Origin of the sequence: Sphingopyxis sp., assembly GCF_965279755.1 — a bacterium.
Classification (GTDB): domain Bacteria; phylum Pseudomonadota; class Alphaproteobacteria; order Sphingomonadales; family Sphingomonadaceae; genus Sphingopyxis.
In genome coordinates this window covers 1529292-1549388 of the sequence record NZ_OZ257261.1, presented here as the reverse complement: position 1 = coordinate 1549388, position 20097 = coordinate 1529292, and the positions used below count along the sequence as shown (strand labels likewise).

General features: G+C 64.4%; 22 protein-coding genes. 5 read left to right on the top strand and 17 right to left on the bottom strand.

Annotation, left to right across the window (positions count from 1 at the left end; genetic code table 11):
• Position 1 precedes the first annotated feature (1 nt).
• From rplV to rpsL, 11 genes are all read right to left on the bottom strand, one after another.
• Positions 2-382, bottom strand: a complete 381-nt coding sequence (gene rplV / locus ACQY80_RS07575) for a 50S ribosomal protein L22 (RefSeq protein ID WP_428685197.1) — start codon at positions 380-382, stop codon at positions 2-4.
• Positions 382-657: a 30S ribosomal protein S19 gene (rpsS, locus tag ACQY80_RS07570; protein ID WP_037556370.1), complete on the bottom strand. Its 276-nt coding sequence runs from the start codon at positions 655-657 to the stop codon at positions 382-384. The genes rplV and rpsS overlap by 1 nt, the downstream gene beginning before the upstream one ends.
• A gap of 3 nt (positions 658-660) precedes the next feature.
• The gene (gene rplB / locus ACQY80_RS07565) at positions 661-1497 is read right to left on the bottom strand and encodes a 50S ribosomal protein L2 (protein WP_058806666.1); all 837 of its coding nucleotides are present in this window, start codon (positions 1495-1497) and stop codon (positions 661-663) included.
• Positions 1498-1518: 21 nt separating this feature from the next.
• The gene (locus ACQY80_RS07560) at positions 1519-1827 is read right to left on the bottom strand and encodes a 50S ribosomal protein L23 (protein WP_105999105.1); all 309 of its coding nucleotides are present in this window, start codon (positions 1825-1827) and stop codon (positions 1519-1521) included.
• Complete coding sequence (gene rplD, locus ACQY80_RS07555; RefSeq protein ID WP_428685194.1) at positions 1820-2446, bottom strand: 50S ribosomal protein L4; 627 nt, start codon at positions 2444-2446, stop codon at positions 1820-1822. The genes ACQY80_RS07560 and rplD overlap by 8 nt, the downstream gene beginning before the upstream one ends.
• A 2-nt stretch (positions 2447-2448) precedes the next feature.
• Positions 2449-3222, bottom strand: coding sequence for a 50S ribosomal protein L3 (gene rplC, locus ACQY80_RS07550; RefSeq protein WP_428685192.1), 774 nt, complete (start codon positions 3220-3222; stop codon positions 2449-2451).
• Between the two features lie 302 nt (positions 3223-3524).
• Complete coding sequence (rpsJ, locus tag ACQY80_RS07545; RefSeq protein ID WP_003042199.1) at positions 3525-3836, bottom strand: 30S ribosomal protein S10; 312 nt, start codon at positions 3834-3836, stop codon at positions 3525-3527.
• 148 nt (positions 3837-3984) lie between these two features.
• Positions 3985-5178 carry an elongation factor Tu gene (tuf, locus tag ACQY80_RS07540; RefSeq protein WP_428685189.1) on the bottom strand — a complete coding sequence of 398 codons (1194 nt, stop codon included), beginning with the start codon at positions 5176-5178 and terminating at the stop codon, positions 3985-3987.
• Positions 5179-5307: 129 nt separating this feature from the next.
• Positions 5308-7401, bottom strand: coding sequence for an elongation factor G (fusA, locus tag ACQY80_RS07535; protein WP_428685187.1), 2094 nt, complete (start codon positions 7399-7401; stop codon positions 5308-5310).
• 110 nt (positions 7402-7511) lie between these two features.
• Complete coding sequence (gene rpsG, locus ACQY80_RS07530) at positions 7512-7982, bottom strand: 30S ribosomal protein S7 (RefSeq protein WP_428685185.1); 471 nt, start codon at positions 7980-7982, stop codon at positions 7512-7514.
• A gap of 72 nt (positions 7983-8054) precedes the next feature.
• Positions 8055-8426 carry a 30S ribosomal protein S12 gene (rpsL, locus tag ACQY80_RS07525; protein ID WP_428685183.1) on the bottom strand — a complete coding sequence of 124 codons (372 nt, stop codon included), beginning with the start codon at positions 8424-8426 and terminating at the stop codon, positions 8055-8057.
• Between the two features lie 329 nt (positions 8427-8755).
• On the opposite strand from rpsL, the gene ACQY80_RS07520 reads away from it, so the two are divergent.
• Positions 8756-9250, top strand: coding sequence for a DNA-deoxyinosine glycosylase (locus ACQY80_RS07520; protein WP_428685181.1), 495 nt, complete (start codon positions 8756-8758; stop codon positions 9248-9250).
• On the opposite strand, the gene ACQY80_RS07515 is transcribed toward ACQY80_RS07520, so the two are convergent.
• A complete protein-coding gene (locus tag ACQY80_RS07515; protein ID WP_428685179.1) occupies positions 9247-11652 on the bottom strand; it encodes a S8 family peptidase in 2406 nt (801 codons plus the stop codon). The two genes, ACQY80_RS07520 and ACQY80_RS07515, sit on opposite strands and share 4 nt — an antisense overlap.
• A 131-nt stretch (positions 11653-11783) precedes the next feature.
• Here ACQY80_RS07515 and ACQY80_RS07510 point away from each other — a divergent pair, with 131 nt between their 5' ends.
• The 3 genes from ACQY80_RS07510 to ACQY80_RS07500 all read left to right on the top strand — a co-directional run bounded on the left by ACQY80_RS07510 (position 11784) and on the right by ACQY80_RS07500 (position 15517).
• Positions 11784-12461, top strand: a complete 678-nt coding sequence (locus tag ACQY80_RS07510) for a pyrimidine 5'-nucleotidase (RefSeq protein WP_428685177.1) — start codon at positions 11784-11786, stop codon at positions 12459-12461.
• Positions 12458-13300: a 2,3,4,5-tetrahydropyridine-2,6-dicarboxylate N-succinyltransferase gene (gene dapD / locus ACQY80_RS07505; protein ID WP_428685176.1), complete on the top strand. Its 843-nt coding sequence runs from the start codon at positions 12458-12460 to the stop codon at positions 13298-13300. Before ACQY80_RS07510 ends, dapD begins: the two co-directional genes overlap by 4 nt.
• Positions 13301-13420: 120 nt before the next feature.
• Positions 13421-15517, top strand: a complete 2097-nt coding sequence (locus ACQY80_RS07500) for a TonB-dependent receptor plug domain-containing protein (RefSeq protein ID WP_428685174.1) — start codon at positions 13421-13423, stop codon at positions 15515-15517.
• Between the two features lie 132 nt (positions 15518-15649).
• Here ACQY80_RS07500 and gpmA read toward each other — a convergent pair whose 3' ends face one another.
• Positions 15650-16336: a 2,3-diphosphoglycerate-dependent phosphoglycerate mutase gene (gene gpmA / locus ACQY80_RS07495; RefSeq protein WP_428685172.1), complete on the bottom strand. Its 687-nt coding sequence runs from the start codon at positions 16334-16336 to the stop codon at positions 15650-15652.
• A gap of 189 nt (positions 16337-16525) precedes the next feature.
• On the opposite strand from gpmA, the gene ACQY80_RS07490 reads away from it, so the two are divergent.
• Entirely contained in the window at positions 16526-16987 is a 462-nt protein-coding gene (locus ACQY80_RS07490; RefSeq protein ID WP_428685170.1) for an Hsp20 family protein, read from the top strand.
• 63 nt (positions 16988-17050) lie between these two features.
• Here ACQY80_RS07490 and ACQY80_RS07485 read toward each other — a convergent pair whose 3' ends face one another.
• From ACQY80_RS07485 to ACQY80_RS07470, 4 genes are all read right to left on the bottom strand, one after another.
• Positions 17051-17527 carry a GNAT family N-acetyltransferase gene (locus ACQY80_RS07485; protein WP_428685168.1) on the bottom strand — a complete coding sequence of 159 codons (477 nt, stop codon included), beginning with the start codon at positions 17525-17527 and terminating at the stop codon, positions 17051-17053.
• Positions 17527-18642 (bottom strand): M14 family metallopeptidase, encoded by a 1116-nt coding sequence (locus ACQY80_RS07480; RefSeq protein WP_428685166.1) that lies wholly within the window; start codon positions 18640-18642, stop codon positions 17527-17529. The genes ACQY80_RS07485 and ACQY80_RS07480 overlap by 1 nt, the downstream gene beginning before the upstream one ends.
• Complete coding sequence (locus ACQY80_RS07475) at positions 18639-19250, bottom strand: DUF4136 domain-containing protein (protein ID WP_428685164.1); 612 nt, start codon at positions 19248-19250, stop codon at positions 18639-18641. The genes ACQY80_RS07480 and ACQY80_RS07475 overlap by 4 nt, the downstream gene beginning before the upstream one ends.
• Positions 19251-19321: 71 nt before the next feature.
• The gene (locus tag ACQY80_RS07470) at positions 19322-19990 is read right to left on the bottom strand and encodes a cell wall hydrolase (protein ID WP_428685162.1); all 669 of its coding nucleotides are present in this window, start codon (positions 19988-19990) and stop codon (positions 19322-19324) included.
• Between the last annotated feature and the right edge of the window lie 107 nt (positions 19991-20097).

The following is a 20097-nucleotide window of genomic DNA, read 5'->3' as shown; positions in this document are numbered from 1 at the left end:
CTTACGCCTCTTCTTCCTGTTCGCGCACGACGATGCGGATGCGGCTGAACGGCTTGACGATCCGGGTCGACTTGCCGCGGCCACGAGCGTGCCAGCGCTTCATCGAGATCGACTTGCCGACGCTGGCTTCCTGGACGACCAGGGCATCAACATCGAGGTTGTGGTTATTCTCGGCATTCGCGATCGCGCTCGCCAGAACCTTGCGCACGTCGACAGCCATCGCCTTCTTCGAGAAGGTGAGGATGTTGAGCGCGTCTTCGACCTTGCGGCCGCGGATCAGCGAAGCAACGAGGTTCAGCTTCTGAGCCGAACCGCGAATCTGCGTGCCGACCGAGAGAGCCTCGTTATCCGCAACGCGGCGGGGGGACTTTTCCTTGCCCATTAGCGCTTGCCCTTCTTGTCGGCCGCGTGGCCGGGGAAGAAGCGCGTCGGCGCAAATTCACCCAGCTTCATGCCGACCATGTCTTCATTGACCGACACCGGCACAAACTTGCGGCCGTTGTAGACGTTGAAGGTCAGCCCGACGAACTGCGGCAGGATGGTGGACCGACGCGACCAGGTCTTGATCGGGGCAGAGCTGCCGCCGTCCTGGGCCGTTTCGGCTTTCTTGAGGAGATGAAGGTCGACAAACGGACCCTTCCAGACCGAGCGAGCCATGGCTTACCTCTTCTTCTTCGCGTGACGCGACCGGATGATCATCTTGTCGGTCGACTTGTTGTGACGGGTACGGGCACCCTTGGTCGGCTTGCCCCACGGGGTAACCGGATGACGGCCACCCGAGGTGCGGCCTTCACCACCACCATGCGGGTGATCGACCGGGTTCTTCGCGACACCGCGAGTCAGCGGACGCTTGCCGAGCCAGCGGTTGCGGCCAGCCTTGCCCAGGTTGGTGTTCTGGTTGTCCGGGTTCGACACCGCGCCGACCGTGCCCATGCACTCGCCGCGGATGTAACGCTGTTCGCCCGAACCGAGACGCACGATGACAAGACCGCGGTCACGACCGACGACCTGGGCATAGGTGCCAGCCGAACGGGCGATCTGGCCACCCTTGCCCGGCTTCATCTCGATATTGTGGACGATCGTGCCGACCGGCATCTGCGACAGTTCCATCGCATTGCCCGGCTTCACGTCGGTCTTCTTGCCCGCGACGACCGTGTCGCCGACCGCCAGACGCTGCGGCGCCAGGATATAGGTCTGCTCACCGTCCTCATACTTCACGAGCGCGATGAACGCCGTGCGGTTCGGGTCATATTCCAGACGCTCGACGGTAGCCGGCATGTCCCACTTGCGACGCTTGAAGTCGATGAAGCGGTACTTCTGCTTGTGGCCGCCGGCGATGCCGCGCGAGGTCACATGACCCTTGTTGTTGCGACCGCCGGTCTTGCGCTTGCCTTCGGTCAGCGCCTTGACGGGCTTGCCCTTCCACAGCGACGACTTATCGACGAGGATCAGGCCGCGCTGCGCGGGGCTGGTCGGATTATAGGATTTAAGTGCCATTTTCTCTGCCTCTTCCTACAATCAGACGCCCGTGGTGACGTCGATCGACTGGCCTTCGGCCAGACGAACAATCGCCTTCTTCACGTCGCTGCGGGTGTAGGGCTTGCCCTTCCAGCGCTTGGTCTTGCCCTTGGTGATGAGCGTGTTGACGCTAACCACCTTGACATCGAACAGCGCCTCGACGGCCGCCTTGATCGCGGGCTTGGTCGCGTCGTCCGCAACCTTGAACACCACGGCGTTGTTTTCGCTGAGCAGGGTCGACTTTTCGGTGATCACCGGAGCGAGGATCACGTCATAGTGACGCGCGTCGACAGTTTTTGCCTTAGCCATTGAAACGGGCCTCCAGCTTTTCGACCGCCGCGCGGGTCAGGACCAGCGTGTCGGCACGGATGATGTCATAGACATTGGCACCCGCGGCCGGCATCGAGTCGATGCCGATCAGGTTGGCCGATGCCATCGCGAAGCTTTCGTGCACCGCGTCACCGTCGATGAAGAGCGCGCGGTTGCCGAGTTCGAGCTTGCCGAGCTTGCCGGCAAGCGCCTTCGTCTTGGCGTCCTTGAGCTCGAGCGTGTCGAGAACGACGATCTTGCCGCCCTTCGCCTTGTCGCTCAATGCCATCTTCAGGCCGAGGGTGCGGATCTTCTTGTTCAGCGAGTGGCCGAAGGTACGGGCCCGGGGACCATGCGCCTTACCACCGCCGATGAAGATCGGCGCCTTGCGATCGCCGTGACGGGCGGTACCGCCGCCCTTCTGGCGACCGAACTTCTTGCCGGTGCGGGCAACGTCGCTGCGCTCGCGAGCGGCGCGGGCAGGGCCGCGGCGCTTCTCGAGCTGCCAGGCGACGACGCGGTGCAGGATGTCGGCACGCGCATCGACGCCGAAGACGTCGTCGTTAAGATCGATGTCGGCGCCAGCCTTGCCATCGAGGGTCTGAACCTTGACCTTCATGATCAGGACTCCTGTGCGCCGTCGGTGGCCGCGGTGTCGATGACGGTCTCTTCGACCGGCGTTTCGACCGGCGCGTCAGCCGGGGCATCGTTGGTGTTGGCCGCGCTCTTGATGCCCGCCGGATAGGGGGCCTCGGGATGACGCGGCAGCTTCACCGCATCGCGAACGAGCAGCCAGCCGCCCTTCGAGCCAGGGACCGAGCCCTTGACGAAGAGAAGGCCGCGTTCGACGTCGGTGCGGACGATTTCGAGATTCTGCTGGGTGCGGTTGCGGGCGCCCATGTGACCGGCCATCTTCTTGTTCTTGAAGACGCGGCCCGGATCCTGGCGGTTACCCGTCGAACCGTGGGCACGGTGGCTGATGGAAACACCGTGGGTCGCGCGCATACCGCCGAAACCCCAGCGCTTCATCGCACCGGCAAAGCCCTTACCCTGGGTCACGCCCTGGATGTCGACGATCTGACCGGCGACGAAATGGTCGGCCGAGAGCTCGGCGCCGACGTCGAGCGTCGCGTCGTCAGCAACGCGGAATTCGACGATCTTCGCCTTGGGCTCGACTTCGGCCTTGCCGAAAGCGCCACGCTGCGGCTTCGCAACATTCTTCGCCTTCGCCGAGCCGGCACCGAGTTGAACGGCCACATAGCCGTCGCGGTCTTTATCGCGCACAGAGACAACCTGACAGCCTTCGAGGCTCAGGACGGTGACGGGCACGTGGCGGCCGTCGTCCTGAAACAGGCGGGTCATCCCCATTTTCTTCGCGATCACGCCAGTACGCATGATCATACTCCTCAACAGAGGCCGGGCGGACCATTCCGCACGGCTTGCGGGCCCCATCGGGGGAAAACCCCGGCGGAACCCTCCCAGCCCAGAATTTCGATGCATCGCCCCGTCCGGGCTGAGGTGCCGCCATCCCGAAGGACCTGCGGCGAGACGGGGGACGCAGCCCGGTCTGAAATGGCTTCCGAAGAAGCCGACCGGCGGTATCCACCCTATCGTCGGTCCGGATCGCTCCGGACTTGTGCCAGCACCGAAGCGCCTGGCCGATAGAGACCCCGGATCAAGTCCGGGGCTTCGCTGGCTTAGGCCAGCTTGATTTCGACGTTCACACCAGCGGCGAGGTCGAGCTTCATCAGCGCATCGACCGTCTGCGGGGTGGGCTGCACAATGTCGAGCAGCCGCTTGTGGGTACGCACCTCGAACTGCTCGCGCGACTTCTTGTCGACATGCGGACCGCGGTTCACGGTGAATTTCTCGATACGCGTCGGCAGCGGGATCGGACCGCGAATGAGTGCGCCCGTACGACGTGCCGTGTCGGCAATGTCGGTGGTGGCCTGATCGAGCACGCGGTGATCAAAGGCCTTCAGGCGAATGCGAATATTCTGCGTTTCCATGACTTATCCAGTCGAATCCCGTCTGACGATGCGAAAGAGCCGAAATGGCCTGCTCCGGTTTCCGCAAGGAAGCCGGATCGGCCATCGAAAATCTTTAAGCTACGAGCCGCGCGAATCGGTTCCGAATCGCGCGGCTCGCGGCCCTATATTACTTTGTAACGGTCGCGACAACCCCTGCGCCAACCGTACGGCCACCTTCGCGAATTGCGAAGCGCAGACCCGGGTCCATGGCGATCGGGGCGATCAGCTTGACCGACAGCTGGACGTTGTCGCCCGGCATGACCATCTCGGTGCCCTCGGGAAGGATGACCTCACCGGTGACGTCCGTGGTGCGGAAGTAGAACTGCGGACGATAGTTCGCAAAGAACGGCGTGTGACGGCCGCCTTCGTCCTTCGACAGGACGTATACTTCCGAGGTGAACTCGGTGTGCGGCGTGATCGAGCCGGGCTTCGCCAGAACCTGGCCACGCTCGACTTCTTCACGGCCGACGCCGCGGATCAGCGCACCGACGTTGTCGCCAGCCTGGCCCTGGTCGAGCAGCTTGCGGAACATTTCAACGCCCGTAACGGTCGTCTTCTTGGTGTCCTTGATGCCGACGATTTCGACTTCTTCACCAACCTTGACGACGCCGGTTTCGATACGACCGGTGACGACCGTACCGCGACCCGAGATCGAGAACACGTCTTCGATCGGCATCAGGAAGGGCTTGTCGAGCGGACGTTCCGGCTGCGGGATCCATGCGTCGACGGCAGCCATCAGCTTCAGGATCGCGTCCTTGCCGATGTTTTCGTCGCGGCTTTCAAGCGCGGCGAGAGCCGAACCCGAGATGATCGGAATATTATCGCCGTCGAAGTCGCGCTTCGAAAGTTCTTCGCGGATTTCCAGCTCGACGAGCTCGAGAAGCTCGGGATCGTCCAGCTGGTCGACCTTGTTGAGGAAGACGACCATGGTGGGAACGCCAACCTGCTTCGCGAGCAGGATGTGCTCCTTGGTCTGCGGCATCGGGCCGTCAGCGGCCGACACGACGAGGATCGCGCCGTCCATCTGGGCGGCACCGGTGATCATGTTCTTCACATAGTCAGCGTGACCCGGGCAGTCGACGTGCGCATAGTGGCGGCCTTCGGTTTCATATTCGACGTGTGCGGTCGAAATGGTGATGCCGCGCTCGCGCTCTTCGGGAGCCTTGTCGATGTTCGCGAAATCGACGGCGGCGTTGCCGGCGACGTTTTCGGAAAGGATCTTGGTGATCGCTGCGGTCAGCGAGGTCTTGCCATGGTCGACGTGACCGATGGTGCCGATGTTGCAGTGCGGCTTCGTCCGCTCAAATTTAGCCTTGGCCATGATGTAACAACCTTCTTGTTCAATGTTTGCGTTGATCAGTCCTGGACGCGCCTGCTGAATCAGGCGCCGCCCTTAGAGGGTCTTGCCGCGCGGTGCAAGCCCGCGCGGCCCAGGGTCCCTAAAACCCCATCAGGCCATCTTGGCCTTCACTTCTTCGGCGACGTTGGTCGGCACTTCTTCATAATGCGAGAATTGCATCGAGTAGCTCGCGCGACCCTGGCTGAAGCTGCGCAGCTGGTTCACATAGCCGAACATGTTTGCCAGCGGAACGATCGCCTCGACGACCTGGGCGATGCCCCGGCTGTCGGTGCCCTGAATCTGCCCGCGACGGCTGTTAAGGTCGCCGATCACGTCGCCCATGAATTCCTCAGGGGTAACAACCTCGACCTTCATCACCGGCTCGAGCAGCTTGATGCCGGCCTTTGCCGCCACTTCGCGCATCGCCGCACGGCCCGCGATTTCGAACGCCAGAGCCGACGAGTCGACGTCGTGATACGCGCCGTCCGTAAGCTTGATTTCGAAGTCGATGATCGGGAAGCCGATCATGTGGCCGTTCTCAGCCGACTCGCGCATGCCCTTTTCAACCGACGGGATATATTCGCGCGGAATGTTGCCGCCCTTGATCTCGTCGATGAAGGTGATGCCCGCGCCGCGTTCGCCGGGAGCGACACTGACCTTGACGCGGCCGAACTGGCCCGAACCACCCGACTGCTTCTTGTGGGTGTAGTCGACGTCGACGGCCTTCGCGAGCGATTCGCGGTACGCCACCTGCGGCGCGCCGACGTTCGCTTCGACCTTGAACTCGCGCTTCATGCGATCGACGAGGATGTCGAGGTGAAGCTCGCCCATGCCCTTGATGATCGTCTGACCCGATTCATGGTCGGTCGACACGCGGAACGAGGGATCCTCGGCAGCCAGACGGTTGAGCGCGATGCCCATACGTTCCTGGTCGGCCTTGGTCTTCGGTTCCACCGACAGCTCGATGACCGGCTCGGGGAATTCCATCCGTTCGAGGATGATCGGCGCGTTGGTGGCGCAGAGCGTGTCCCCGGTCGTGGTTTCCTTGAGGCCGGCGAGCGCGACGATGTCGCCCGCATAGGCTTCTTCGATGTCTTCGCGGCTATTCGCATGCATCAGCAGCATGCGGCCAACCTTTTCCTTCTTGTCCTTCACCGAGTTCAGGTAGGTGCCCTTGTTCAGGGTTCCCGAATAGATGCGGGCAAAGGTGAGCGAGCCGACGAACGGGTCGTTCATGATCTTGAACGCGAGCAGCGACAGCGGCGCCGAGTCCGACGTCGCACGCGTGTCGGGCTGGTCGTTGTCGGGATTGATGCCCTGAACGTCAGGAATGTCGAGCGGCGAAGGCAGATAGTCGACAACCGCGTCGAGCAGCGTCTGGACGCCCTTATTCTTGAACGCCGAACCGCAGAGGACCGGAACGAACGCCTGCGCCAGCGTACCCTTGCGGATCAGCTTCTTCAGCGTGGCGACATCGGGAACGGTACCCTCAAGATAGGCTTCCATCGCGTCGTCGTCCTGTTCGACGGCGAGCTCGACGAGCTTTTCGCGATATTCGGCTGCCTTGTCGGCGAGATCGGCGGGGATTTCTTCATAGAAGAATTCGGCGCCGAGGCTTTCGTCCTTCCAGATGATCGCACGCTCGTTGACGAGGTCGACGAGGCCCTTGAAGCCGCCTTCCGAACCGATGGGCAGATAAAGCACAGCCGGAACCGCGCCGAGGCGATCGATGATCGTCTGGACGCAATAATAGAAATCGGCGCCGGTGCGGTCGAGCTTGTTGATGAAGCACATGCGCGGCACGCGATACTTGTCGGCCTGGCGCCACACGGTTTCCGACTGCGGCTCGACGCCGGCAACGCCGTCGAACGCGGTGATCGCGCCGTCGAGCACGCGCAGCGAACGTTCGACTTCGATCGTGAAATCGACGTGGCCGGGGGTGTCGATGATGTTCAGGCGATGCTCGGGGCCCTGACCTTCGTCAGCTTTCCAGAGGCAGGTGGTCGCAGCCGACGTGATCGTGATGCCGCGTTCCTGTTCCTGCTCCATCCAGTCCATCGTCGCGGCGCCGTCATGGACTTCGCCGATCTTGTAGGACTTGCCGGTGTAGTAAAGGATGCGCTCGGTCGTCGTGGTCTTGCCGGCGTCGATGTGCGCCATGATCCCAAAGTTGCGATAATGTTCGAGCGAATGGCTGCGTGCCATGGTCTTTTCCTTGGATTTGGGGGGAGGCCTTTTGAGCCACCCCCGATATAGGAACGATTGTTACGATTGCGAGACGGCGGATTCCGGAAAGCGGGCCGCCCCGCCAGCGCTTACCAGCGGTAGTGGCTGAAGGCGCGGTTCGCTTCGGCCATGCGGTGCGTGTCTTCGCGCTTCTTGACCGCATTGCCGCGGTTGTTTGACGCGTCGAGCAGTTCGCCCGACAGGCGGGCAGCCATCGTGGTTTCGCTGCGGTTGCGCGCAGCCGTAATCAGCCAGCGGATCGCGAGTGCCTGTGCACGTTCGGGACGAACTTCGACCGGAACCTGATAGGTCGCACCGCCGACGCGGCGGCTGCGAACTTCGATGTTCGGGCGGATGTTGGCGAGCGCTTCGTGGAACACGCCGACGGGTTCCTTCTTGGCGCGGGCTTCAACCGATTCGAGCGCACCGTAAACGATGCTTTCGGCAACGGACTTTTTCCCGTCCAGCATGACGCTGTTCATGAACTTCGACAGCACGACATCCCCGAAACGGGGATCGGGCAGGATTTCGCGGCGTTCAGGACGACGACGACGAGCCATAGGTAATTCCTTTTACAACAGCATCCCGGCGCATACGCAGCCAGGGATGATCAAATAGCCGAAAAGCGGTCCTTACTTCGGACGCTTCGCACCGTACTTCGAACGGCTCTGCTTGCGGTCCTTCACACCCTGCGTATCGAGCACGCCGCGCAGGACGTGGTAACGCACACCGGGAAGATCGCGGACACGACCGCCGCGGATCAGCACGACGCTGTGTTCCTGGAGGTTGTGGCCTTCGCCGGGGATGTACGAAATGACTTCGCGCTGGTTGGTCAGGCGGACCTTGGCAACCTTGCGGAGCGCCGAGTTCGGCTTTTTCGGGGTCGTCGTGTAGACACGGGTGCAAACGCCGCGCTTTTGCGGGTTTGCGTCCATCGCCGGGACCTTGGACTTCACCTTCTGGGGAGTCCGGCCCTTGCGGACCAGCTGGTTGATCGTGGGCATGAATGCTTCACCTTTATGTGTCCGCATCGCCCCATATCATGGGGGAGCGAACGGTTACTGTACTGCGGTGGACGAAGCTCCGGCCGCACCACCCGAAAGGGCGAAAAACGACCGACCTGATAACAGCAAAAGACCCCGGCGGACTCGTTCGTCCTCCGGAGGCTCCATCCGCGCCAGCAATGTTCAAGCGCTGTTGTCGCTCGAAAGATACGGAAGTCCGTGACTTTCGAACGGTGGCGCCCCTAGCGGTGATTCCCGGTCGGGTCAAGCGATAAGGGGTGGAGCGATACCGCTTGCGGCGCGGAAATCGGGCCGGTAGCGCTTTGGTCATGGCCGCCCCTCGCCACGCCAGCTTTGCCCCGCACGTCGCGCCCGATACGCGCCTGCTGATTCTGGGCAGCCTGCCCGGCGCCCGGTCGCTCGCCGAACGGCAATATTATGCCCACCCGACGAACCAGTTCTGGCGCCTGCTGGGCGAGGTGATCGATCGACCGCTCGCGAACATGCCCTATGACGACCGGCTCGCTGCGCTGCGCGACGCGAAGATCGGGCTGTGGGACGTGATCCGCACCGCCGAACGGCAGAGCAGCAGCGATTCGGATATCCGCGAGGTCGAGGTGCAGGATCTGGCGACATTGGTCGCAACCCTGCCCGACCTTCGCATGATCGCGTTCAATGGCGGCAAGGCGGCGACGATCGGACGCAGGCAATTGCTGCGGCCGGGCAGCATCGCGCTCGTCGATCTGCCATCGAGCAGCGCCGCGCACACGGTCGGCTTTTCAGCCAAGCTGGAGCGGTGGACCGCGCTGCGTACCGCGCTCTAGAAGCCTGTCGTAAAGCGCAGCGCCACGCCCTTGTCGTCGGGCATGGCAGCGATATGTCCGGGATCCTGCCGCCACCAGCTATTGGCGATCAGGTCGCCGCCGAACAGCGCCATGGCATAGCTTGCCTCGACCACCAGCTCGCGCCCGGTCGGGGCGAGATTATAGGTGCGGCGGTCGAAGGTGGCGGTCGCGGTATCATAATCATAGGCGACCGGCAGCATCAGATCGATCCCGCCATGCGCGACGCGGAGCGGCTGGGCAAAGCGCAGCGCGGCCTGATCGCCGGGGCCGAACAGGCCCGCCTTCGCGACGTCGAACGAGAAGGCGGTCGAGCGCAGCGCGCCGCCCGCGACGAGTCCGCCGCGATCGGGCGTCGTCCACATCTGGCGCCACGCCGTCGACAAGCGCCAGCCGCCGTCGAGATTCAGGCTGAGGCTGGCATCACCGACAAGGCTGGTCGCGCCGCCGCTGCCAAAGACGGGGCCAAGGCGGGCACCGAGCAAGCTGTCCGATTCGCGAACCCAGCCGCCACCGAGCATTGCGCGGACCGGGCCGAAGCGTCCGTCCCAGGCCGCGCCGAGCCGCTGGTAGCGACTGTCACGGCCGGCACGATAGCGGGCGAGCGGGTCGTCCTGCCAACGCGAGCCCGACACCCAGCCGTTTTCGGCGGTCAGCGTCAGCGCGTGACCACGGCCGATCTGGCGGCGCAGCAGGACTCCGATTCCGGGACTGGCGCCAAAACCCAGCCCTTCCTGCGCACCGTCGCCGATCAGCATCGCATGCCCCGATTCACCGCGCTCGCCGGCCGCGAGCCCGCCGAGACCGCGTCCCGAAGCAAAACCGATGCGCGTCCGGTCGTCGAGGCGCGCGACCATCGAGGCGGCGATCGTCCGCGCGCGCTGCGCATCGCTGTACGACAGGCCCGTCAACGCATCGCCGCCCGGCGCGGTCAGCACCGACAGCGCGAGCGAGCCCGATGCCGCGCTTTGCTGGCGAACCAGCCCGCCGATCGCTCCCGACAATTTGAAATCGGGACGACGCGGCACCAGCGAGCCGCCGAAATCAACATTGAAGGCGCGGCCGAAGCCATCGGTGACGAGCCCGGTGGTGGTTCCGGCGCCGCGCATTCCCGCATCGCCCATCGGCCCGCCGAGCAGTCCCAGCGCGCCGTCGAGCCGCACGGCGGTTGCCGTACCCGCAAGGGTCGTCGCCCCCATCGGCTGAAACGCCCGCGCAATGTCCAGAATGCCCTGACCATAGACCCCGTCATCGCCGACGGCACCGGCGTCGCGCGCCGACTGATAGAGAAGCTGGACGATCTGTTGACCGGTCAGATTGGGAAAGGCCTGCGCGATGAGGGCGACCGCCCCCGCCACCTGCGGCGCCGCAAAGCTGGTGCCGTTCAGGACGAAGACAAAATTGCCGTCGGTCTTGAGGACACCATTTTCATAAGCACAACACACCCCTTCGCCGAGCGCCGACAGATAAGAGGCAGCATAGCTGCCCGCGCGGTTGCTGAAGCCCGAACTGACGCCATTCTCGTTGACCGAGCCGACGATGATGACGAGCCCGCCGCCGGCATCGCGCAGCCCCTGCGCAAAGGGTTCGGGATTGTTCGGGTCGTTGCCGTTCGCGGTCGTATCGCCCTCGTTCCCTGCCGACAGGACGACGATGATTCCCGCCGCGGTCGCGCGTGCTACCGCGGCGCGCAGCGTTGCGCCCGGCGCGTCCTCGCCGCCGAGCGAAATGTTGACGACGCGCGCGCCGGCGCTGATCGCGCGGTCGAGCCCCGCGGCAATCGCTGTCTCGCCAAAGCGGCATCCGCTTTCGTCATCGCCCGGCGCCGTGGTCGCGCAGCTTCCCGGCCGGTCGGCGCGCAGCACGAGCAAATTGGCGTTGAACGCGATACCGAAAGTGCCCGCGTCATTCTTTCCGCCAAGCAGAACCTGCGCGACATTGGTGCCGTGCGTCCCCTCCGCATTGATTCCGCGCGATCCCGCGAGGTCCAATGAAAGCGACGAGATGCGTCCGGCAAACTCGGGACTGTCCTCGTCGATCCCGTCGTCGATTACCCCGGCGAGAATGCCCTGTCCGGTCGCCCCCGCCTGATAGGCGGTGATCGCGCCATGATAATTCACCCCGTCCGACCGGCGCGTCTCGGCGGTGTTGAAATTGCCGGTGGGCGGCGTCGGCGTGGGGGTCGGGGTTGGAGTCGGGGCCGGCGTGGGCGTCGGTGTGGGGGTCGGCGCGGGAGTAGGAGCCGGCGTCGGCGCGGGCGTCGGCGAAGGCCGCGCTCCACCACCGCCGCAACCCGCGAGCGACAACGCCGCAATGCCAAGCAGCATCGGCAAGGGCCGTCCCGCAATCCGCCGGATAGAGCTCAATCGACGCACATCGGCCATGGCCGGTCCCCCTGCTTCTGACACCCGCCTTGTAGTCCGGCCGGCCCACACGACGCTAGCCCCCTGTCGGTTGCCGGAAGGTAAAGCATCCGCCTTGCGGCCGCGCGCGACGCCCATTATGCGGCCGGGCCATGACCGCGCCGATCGACCATATCGAAAGCTGGATCTTCGATCTCGACAACACGCTCTATCCGCCGTCGGCGAAGCTGTTCGACCTGATCGACGAGCGCATGGGCGCCTTCATCATGCGCCTGCTGGGTGTCAACGCAGTCGAGGCACGGCGCGTGCAGAAGCAATATTTCCACGACCATGGCACGACGATGGCGGGGCTGATGCGACATCATGGCGTGAACCCCGAGGATTTTCTGGTCGACGTCCATGACATCGCGCTCGACCGGCTGAGCAGCGATGCGCGGCTGCGCGCCGGGCTGGAACGCCTTCCCGGCCGCAAGCTGATCTTTACCAACGCCGATGCCGATTACTCGGCGCGGGTGCTCCAGGCGCGGGGTATCGCCGACCTGTTCGACGGCATCTGCGACATCCGCGCGACACGTTATACGCCCAAGCCCGATCCCGCCGCCTATGCGATGATGGTGTCGCATCTGGGCGTCGATCCGGCGAAGAGCCTGTTCGTCGAGGATATGGCACGCAATCTGACCCCCGCCAAAGCGCTGGGCATGACGACCGTCTGGCTGGACAATGGCAGCGAAAGCGGCCATCGCGACCACCTGCCGGAGCATGTCGATTTCCACGCGACCGACATCGCCGACTGGCTCGATACCTTGCCTTTACCTTGGGGAATTTCATGAGCACCGACCTGCAAGCCACGATCGAAGCCGCCTGGGACGCGCGCGACACGTTGGGCCTGACGACCACCGGCGCGGTGCGCGAGGCGGTCGAGACCGCACTCGCCGGACTCGATGACGGCAGCTACCGCGTCGCCGCGCGTGACGCATCGGGAACATGGCAGGTCAACCAGTGGCTGAAGAAGGCCGTGCTGCTGTCGTTCCGGCTCAACGATATGGAGATCATCGAGGGCGGCGCGGGCGCCGCGACCTGGTGGGACAAGGTGCCGTCGAAATTCGCCGGCTGGGGCGAGAACCGCTTTCGCGAGGCGGGCTTCCGCGCCGTTCCGGGATCGATCGTCCGCCGCGGCGCGTTCATCAGCAAGGGCGCGGTGCTGATGCCGAGCTTCGTCAACATCGGCGCCTATGTCGGTGAAGGGTCGATGGTCGACGCCTGGGCCACCGTCGGCAGCTGCGCGCAGATCGGCGCGAACGTCCATCTGTCCGGCGGCGCCGGGATCGGCGGCGTGCTAGAACCGTTGCAGGCAGGACCCGTCGTCATCGAGGACGGCGCTTTCATCGGCGCCCGCGCCGAGGTCGCCGAAGGCGTGATCGTGCGCGAGGGCGCGGTGCTCTCGATGGGCGTCTACCTCGGCGCATCGACCAAGATCATCGACCGCGCAACGGGCGAAGTCTTCATCGGTGAAGTTCCCGCTTATTCGGTTGTCGTGCCGGGTTCGCTGCCGGGCAAGCCGCTGCCCGACGGAACGCCGGGACCCTCGCTCTATTGCGCCGTCATCGTCAAGCGCGTCGACGCGCAGACGCGCGCCAAGACCGGGATCAACGAACTGCTGCGCGACTGAACAGCCTGGCGCCGGTCGACTCCACCCGTTGTTGGTGGATTGGGTTTTGACTATTTCGCCCTCCGCTGCTGCAGCCAAATAGCTGTTTCAAGGCAGCAATCGGGGGAGGGAATTATGCGCGTGGCCGCAAGGGCATCGTCGCTGGCACTGGCTTTTTGTCTGATCTGTCCGGCCGTGGCGCAGGAAACGCCTGCGCCTACGGGCGACGCACCGCCGGCGATCCCGGTGGCTGTGAACGGCGCCGAGCGCTATTTGCCCGCCGATTTCACCCGCTTCGCGCCGCGCACAGCACTCGACATGGTCGAGAAGGTTCCGGGATTCCTGATCGTCACCGGTACCAATGGCGGCGACCGCGGGCTGGGGCAGGCGACCGAAAATGTGCTGATCAACGGCGAGCGCGTTGCGAGCAAGACGACCGACGCGCGCACCGCGCTGTCGCGGATCACCGCCGCGCAGGTCGCCTATATCGACATCGTCGATGGCGCGAGCCTCAATGTTCCGGGGCTGACCGGACGCGTCGCCAATGTCGTGCTCGTCGCGGGACGCGGCGCATCCGGCGGCGGGTTCAGAACGACGATCCGCTGGCAACCCGAATGGCGGCCACGGCTCGAAGATAATTGGCTGAACGGCGAAGTATCGACGACCGGGAAGCTCGGCGGCGCCGATCTGACGCTCAGCCTGAAGAATGAAGCCAGCCGGCAAGGCCATTGGGGGCCCGAGCGGGTTTACGACGGCAATGGCGTTCTGCTGTTCACGCGCGATGAGTTCGGCGCCTTCGATGGCGACCGTCCGCGACTGTCGGCGGCGCTGTCGCGGACCACGGCGAACGGCAACAAATGGAATTTCAACGCCGGCGCCCAGATCCAGTATCTGACCGAAGCGGTCGACGGAGTGTCGACGCGCGCCGCGACCGGGCGCGTCACCGAAACCTATCGTTCGAGGGAAGACGAACGCAATTTCGATATCGGCGGCGACTATGAGTTTGGCCTCGGCAAGGGCCGGTTGAAGCTGATCGGCCTCTACCGGTTCGAACATAGCCCGACCGTGAGCAGCTTCGTCGTCGACCGCGCGGTCGGCGGGACGAGCGGCGACCGCTTCACGCAGGCCGCCGACGAAAGCGAGTCGATCCTGCGCGGCGAATATAGCTGGCGCACCGCAGGCGGCACCGATTGGCAGGTCGCGCTGGAGGGAGCGTACAATACACTCGACGTCGACGCCGAGTTCGCGACGCTGCAGCCCGATGGAAGCTTCCTGCCGGTCGTTTTCGGCGGCGAGCGGACCAAGGTGGAGGAGAAGCGCGCCGAGGCCTCGCTGAGCTGGGGTCGCGCGCTGGCCGCGAACCTGACCGCGCAGCTCAATCTGGCCGCCGAATATAGCGAGCTGACCTCGTCGGGCCCGGGCGGGCTGACGCGGCGTTTCATCCGGCCGAAGGGCAAGCTGGCCTTCGCATGGAAGGTCGGGCCGAAGACGACAATCAACTGGCACATCCAGCGCCGCGTCGATCAGCTCGATTTCTTCGATTTCGCGAGTTCGGTCGATGTCGCGAACAATCAGGGTAATCAGGGCAACGGCCAACTCGTTCCGCCGGTGGTCAACCGCACCGAACTGGAATTCGTGCAGGACTTCGGCCGCTGGGGCAATGCGTCGGTTCAGTTCGCCTATGCCTATGCGCAGGATCTGGTCGACCAGATTCCGCTGTCACCGACGACCGAGGGCAAGGGCAATCTGCCACCCGCGAACCTGTATCGTATCAGTTCGAAGGCGACGCTTCTGCTCGATCCACTCGGCTGGACGGGGGCGCGGATCAATAGCGACATCACCTGGCGCCGCAACCGTGTCCGCGACCCGCTGACCGGGCTGTGGCGCGACCAGAGCTACGGGCAGGATTATGTCGTCGACCTCAGCCTGCGCCACGACATACCCGGCAGCGATCTGGCGTGGGGGGCGGGCTATTTCGACGAACGCTACGCGCCCGGCCTGCGGCTCGACGCGATCGAGAAGGAATATACGGTCGGCCCGTTTGTGACCGCCTATATCGAGCACAAGGATGTCGCGGGCTTTACGGTCAAGCTGTCGTACCGCAATCTGGCCGGGATGAAGGACGGTCTCGACCGCACGCTGTTCGTCGATCGGCGCGACGGGCCGATCGCGTTCAGCGAAAGCCGTCAGCGCCGGTTCGGACAATATTTCCAGCTGACGGTGACCGGGACGCTCTAAATCTGCTTCCGCGTGCGGAAGCGTGCGGCACCGGCCCGCTCCCCCACCCGGCCTCCCATTTCAGGATAGGCTGTTGGGAGGCCGGGTGGGGGAGCGGGCCGGTGCCGTGTTCCACGTCAGTGGACCAAAATCTCAGCGCTCGCTGAGATAATAACGGTCGCGCGCGGTCAGGTCGTCGTTCAGTTCATAGATGATCGGCTGGCCGGTCGGAATCTCGAGGCCGGTGATGTCGGCGTCCGAAATGCCCGACAGATGCTTGACCAGCGCGCGCAGGCTGTTGCCATGTGCCGAGATCAGCACCGTCTTGCCGGCCGCAAGCTGCGGCGCGACGGCCGCTTCATAATAGGGCAGGACGCGCGCGATCGTGTCCTTGAGGCTTTCGGTCGAGGGGATCGCGATGCCGGCGTAGCGAGGGTCGCTCGCAAGATCCCATTCTGAACCGGCGTCAAGCGGCGGCGGCGGAATGTCGAAGCTGCGGCGCCAGATCTTGACCTGATCGTCGCCATGCTTCGCCGCAGTCTCGGCCTTGTCGAGCCCGGTAAGCCCGCCATAGTGACGTTCGTTGAGGCGCCAGTCCTTGGTCACGGGCAGCCAGAGCCGTCCCATTGCCTCGAGCGCCAGATTCAGCGTCTTGATCGCGCGCGTCTGGACCGAGGTGAAGCAGGTATCGGGTGATATGCCCTTGGCCTTCATCAGCTCGCCCGCCGCCCACGCCTCGGCCGCGCCCTTTTCGGTGACATCGACGTCCCACCAGCCGGTGAAGCGGTTTTCGAGATTCCACTGCGACTGTCCGTGGCGGATGAGGATGAGCTGCGGCATGTTTTCGTCCTTCGGCTGGCGAGCGTTGCCGCCCCTTAGCGCGGCTTTTGCGCAAAGGCCAACCGCCCTCTTGAAAAGGTTCCGACGGTTACCAAATTCGCATCATCCGGCCGCCGACATGGGGCCGGACGGCGATCGCGGCGCGTGTCCGCGGTCCCTCGCTTCGCTTGTGAAAGGAAGAATTGAGTCATGCGTAACAGTTTCGACTGGACCCCCTATCGCCGTTCGACCGTCGGTTTCGACCGGTTGTTCGACTTTCTGGAAACCGGCGGTTCGGCCGCCGAAAACTATCCGCCCTTCGACATCGAAAAGCTCGGCGACGATCATTTCCGCATCATCGTTGCGGTCGCGGGCTTCAAGGGTGACGAGATCGACATCACCGCGCAGCAGAACATGCTGACCGTGAGCGGTCGCAAGGCGCCCGCCGCCGAGGGCGAAACCCGCCAGCTGCTGTACAGCGGCATCGCGACGCGCGCGTTCGAACGCCGCTTCCAGCTCGCCGACTTCGTGCGCGTCGACAAGGCCGACCTGGCCGACGGCCTGCTGATCATCGACCTGGTCCGCGAAGTGCCCGAGGCGATGAAGCCGCACAAGATCGCGATCGGCGGAACGCCGCCGACGCTGTTCGACGCGGACAAGAAGGCCGCTTAACAGCCAACCGGTTGGAACGGGAATTGCGGGGTCCGGAGTCCCTTCCGGACCCCGTTTTCGTGCCTAGAGCGCGCGGGTCATGAAGCGGCTGAACGGGTCGGGCCGGTAATCGGCAAAGGGTTCGCAGTCCGCGAACCCGTGCGCCCGATACAGTGCCAGCGCGGGCTCGAACGCGGGGCTCGATCCGGTTTCGAGGCTGAGGCGTTCAAGGCCGCGGTTTCGCGCTTCATCGACGATATGCACGAGCATGTGCGCGGCGACGCCTTGGCGCAGGAACGCCTCGGCGGTGCGCATCGATTTGATCTCCCCCTGCGCATTGCCCAGCATCTTGAGCGCGCCGCAGCCCGCAAGCTCGTCGCCGCGGTGGATCGACCAGAAGGTCACGTCGCCCGCGCGCAGCCCGTCGAAATCGAGAAAGTGGCAACTTTCGGCCGGCGAGTTCGCAAGCATCCCCGCGAAATGCACCTCAAGCAGCGCGCGGATCGGGGCGCCCGACAGATCATCCTCGACGATCCGCCAGACGGCCGCCGATTCGGGCATCAGAGCAGCTGGTCCAGCGTCGCGAGGCACGCGTGCGCGAGCAGCTTCGACCGTTCGGGCGACCAGCCCTGCACCGGATCGGGCAGATCGCGGTTATCCTTGAACGGCATTTCGAGCGTCATCGACACCGCGCCGAAGCGTTCGGCAAGCTGCGTCGTCGACATGCTGAGGTTGGCCTGACCCGGCGCCGATTCGACATAGCCGAGATCGACCTGGAAGTCGGGGGTGTTCGCCGCCAACGCGGTCTGAAACGCCTTATATTTGTCCATCTGTTCGCTCTTCAGCGACGGGATGCCTTCGAACCCGGCAAGGAAGACCGCAGGGATCGCCTCGTCGCCATGGACGTCCATCGCCCAGTCGACGCCGCTTTCGTCCATCGCATTGCGCATGCACAGCACTTCGGGGCTGCGCTCGGCCGTCGGATTGTCCCACTCGCGGTTGAGGTTCACGCCGGCATAGTTGGTGCGAAGATGTCCGCGGCATGAGCCGTCGGGATTCATGTTCGGCACGATGTGCAGCCGGCACTTCCGGCGCAGCGAACGCGCATAGGGATCGGCAGGATCGGTGAGCTTTTCGAGCGCGCCTTCCATCCACCACTCTGCCATCGATTCGCCGGGATGCTGACGCGCATAGAGCCAGACATGGATATCGCCGGTACCCATTTCAATACAATCGATCGGCTGACCCTCGATGCTGGTGCCGAGGCAGCGATAGGTGACGCCCTCGCACTCGGCAACCGAAGCGATCAGGTCGTGATGACGCTCCATCGAATAGGGAGCGAAATAAGCGACCCACAGGATCGGGCTTTCGGCGGTGTGCTGAACGGTGAGCGTGCCGCTCGCCGAATCATAGTCGGTGTCGAGGCGGAACCAATGGTCGCGGTCGGTGCTTGCGCAGACGGCATAGCCCGGCCAGCCGTCGGGATAGGCCGAATCGGCGAGCCCCGTGATCGCAAGCTGGAGCGCATCGCCGACGTTGCACGCGACGCGAAAGTGGAACCACTGAAAGAAATCGGACTCGCGATCCTTGCGGATCGACAGGCGTGCCGACGTTCCGTCGATCGATTCCACGACGATATTGCCGCTGTCGAAAGCGGCGTTGATGCTGATGGTCATGGGACGCTGATAGTGCGTCCCGATTCGCCGGGGAAGTCCTTGAATAAGGCCTCGGCCAATTTCGCGGCCGCGAGTGACGGCTGTGCGGCGGGTGCCTTCACCGGCACCGCGGTCAGCGCGCGGCCTTCCCAGATCGCCTGCCCCGTCGCCGCATCGTCGATCCGCACCGAAAGCTGCAGATCTGCCATCCGCTTGGGACCACCGCCAAGATTGATTCCGATACCGAGCCCGACACCCGAGCCATAGCTGCCGGTCGAACCGCCGACGCCGACCGACACCGGCGACCGCCGACCGGGATCGGCCTGTTCGGCGCGCTCGAAAGCGATGCGGACGAGGAGCGGCGCCTTTTCGTTGCCACCTGCCGCGACGAGTCCCTGCCGCTGCAGTTGCTGATCCACCGCGGCGCGGTAGCTGTTCCATTCGAGCGAGGGCATGCCCGCCGCCGGCCCGTCAACCGGCGCTGTCGCGATGGCATAGCGGGTGCCCGGCGCCCAGCCGGGGACAGCATTGTGGAAGCGGGTCACTTCGACCGGCGGAACCGCGGTGGCACAGCCACCGAGCGCAAGCGCCGCTGCGACGAGCAGGGCGGCAGAAAGAGGACGCATCATCGCCACATCATGCGCCACGAAATATGGCTTGGCAATGAACGGGATGCGGTGGCCGCACCCCGGTCACACGATCAGCGATAGAAGATGTGGTTGTCGATCGACGCGACGCGCGTCTTGCGCCAGCCCGGCGAGACATAGCGCGCGTGAAAGAACAGCGCGCCCGGCGCCTGCGTCTTCCAGCTGCCGTCGCGCGCGATCTGCGCGATCGCCACGGCATTGTTCCACTGGGTGGCGTTGCGGACCGCAGGCATCTTGCCACCGCGCACAAAGCTGAACTGGCTCGGCTGATGGACGACGCCGCACAGGCTCTTGGGGAAGCGGCCCGACTTGGCGCGGTTGATCACGACATGCGCGACCGCAAGCTGGCCCGGCAGCGATTCGCCGCGCGATTCGAAATAGACCGCGCCGGCAAGGCAGCGCAGTTCGGGGTCCACATCGGTCGGCTTGGGCGTCGCGGCGACGAGTTCAGCGAGCGAGTCGAAATCCAGCGGAGCCGCTTTCGGCTCGACGTCGGATTCTTCCTTGCTGTCGGGGGTGGGGGTGGCGACGGGCTGGGCAGCCTCGGTCGACAGATCCGCCGGTTCAGCAGCGGCCGGCGCATCGGCGCCCGGCAGCGTGATGGCGGGAAGATTCGCGCTTTCAGCGAGATCGCTCGCGAAGCCCGGTTCGGCCAGCATCAGCATGGCGGTTGCGGTCATACCGACGGCAGCCACGCTGGCAGCGTTCAAAATGCGACTCATATATTCCGTCAAAAGGGCGGCTGATGGACCGAACCTAAAAACAGGCGAGGGAGCTGATTTGCCCTATGTCACCTGCGGCCATCATCCGACTGCGTGTCCGAACCGTT

What these genes read in the sequence shown, in the direction of transcription:
- rplV (WP_428685197.1), bottom strand. Translation starts at nt 382, where the DNA reads ATGGGCAAGGAAAAGTCCCCCCGCCGCGTTGCGGATAACGAGGCTCTC.
- rpsS (WP_037556370.1), bottom strand. Translation starts at nt 657, where the DNA reads ATGGCTCGCTCGGTCTGGAAGGGTCCGTTTGTCGACCTTCATCTCCTC.
- rplB (WP_058806666.1), bottom strand. Translation starts at nt 1,497, where the DNA reads ATGGCACTTAAATCCTATAATCCGACCAGCCCCGCGCAGCGCGGCCTG.
- ACQY80_RS07560 (WP_105999105.1), bottom strand. Translation starts at nt 1,827, where the DNA reads ATGGCTAAGGCAAAAACTGTCGACGCGCGTCACTATGACGTGATCCTC.
- rplD (WP_428685194.1), bottom strand. Translation starts at nt 2,446, where the DNA reads ATGAAGGTCAAGGTTCAGACCCTCGATGGCAAGGCTGGCGCCGACATC.
- rplC (WP_428685192.1), bottom strand. Translation starts at nt 3,222, where the DNA reads ATGCGTACTGGCGTGATCGCGAAGAAAATGGGGATGACCCGCCTGTTT.
- rpsJ (WP_003042199.1), bottom strand. Translation starts at nt 3,836, where the DNA reads ATGGAAACGCAGAATATTCGCATTCGCCTGAAGGCCTTTGATCACCGC.
- tuf (WP_428685189.1), bottom strand. Translation starts at nt 5,178, where the DNA reads ATGGCCAAGGCTAAATTTGAGCGGACGAAGCCGCACTGCAACATCGGC.
- fusA (WP_428685187.1), bottom strand. Translation starts at nt 7,401, where the DNA reads ATGGCACGCAGCCATTCGCTCGAACATTATCGCAACTTTGGGATCATG.
- rpsG (WP_428685185.1), bottom strand. Translation starts at nt 7,982, where the DNA reads ATGGCTCGTCGTCGTCGTCCTGAACGCCGCGAAATCCTGCCCGATCCC.
- rpsL (WP_428685183.1), bottom strand. Translation starts at nt 8,426, where the DNA reads ATGCCCACGATCAACCAGCTGGTCCGCAAGGGCCGGACTCCCCAGAAG.
- ACQY80_RS07520 (WP_428685181.1), top strand. Translation starts at nt 8,756, where the DNA reads ATGGCCGCCCCTCGCCACGCCAGCTTTGCCCCGCACGTCGCGCCCGAT.
- ACQY80_RS07515 (WP_428685179.1), bottom strand. Translation starts at nt 11,652, where the DNA reads ATGGCCGATGTGCGTCGATTGAGCTCTATCCGGCGGATTGCGGGACGG.
- ACQY80_RS07510 (WP_428685177.1), top strand. Translation starts at nt 11,784, where the DNA reads ATGACCGCGCCGATCGACCATATCGAAAGCTGGATCTTCGATCTCGAC.
- dapD (WP_428685176.1), top strand. Translation starts at nt 12,458, where the DNA reads ATGAGCACCGACCTGCAAGCCACGATCGAAGCCGCCTGGGACGCGCGC.
- gpmA (WP_428685172.1), bottom strand. Translation starts at nt 16,336, where the DNA reads ATGCCGCAGCTCATCCTCATCCGCCACGGACAGTCGCAGTGGAATCTC.
- ACQY80_RS07490 (WP_428685170.1), top strand. Translation starts at nt 16,526, where the DNA reads ATGCGTAACAGTTTCGACTGGACCCCCTATCGCCGTTCGACCGTCGGT.
- ACQY80_RS07485 (WP_428685168.1), bottom strand. Translation starts at nt 17,527, where the DNA reads ATGCCCGAATCGGCGGCCGTCTGGCGGATCGTCGAGGATGATCTGTCG.
- ACQY80_RS07480 (WP_428685166.1), bottom strand. Translation starts at nt 18,642, where the DNA reads ATGACCATCAGCATCAACGCCGCTTTCGACAGCGGCAATATCGTCGTG.
- ACQY80_RS07475 (WP_428685164.1), bottom strand. Translation starts at nt 19,250, where the DNA reads ATGATGCGTCCTCTTTCTGCCGCCCTGCTCGTCGCAGCGGCGCTTGCG.
- ACQY80_RS07470 (WP_428685162.1), bottom strand. Translation starts at nt 19,990, where the DNA reads ATGAGTCGCATTTTGAACGCTGCCAGCGTGGCTGCCGTCGGTATGACC.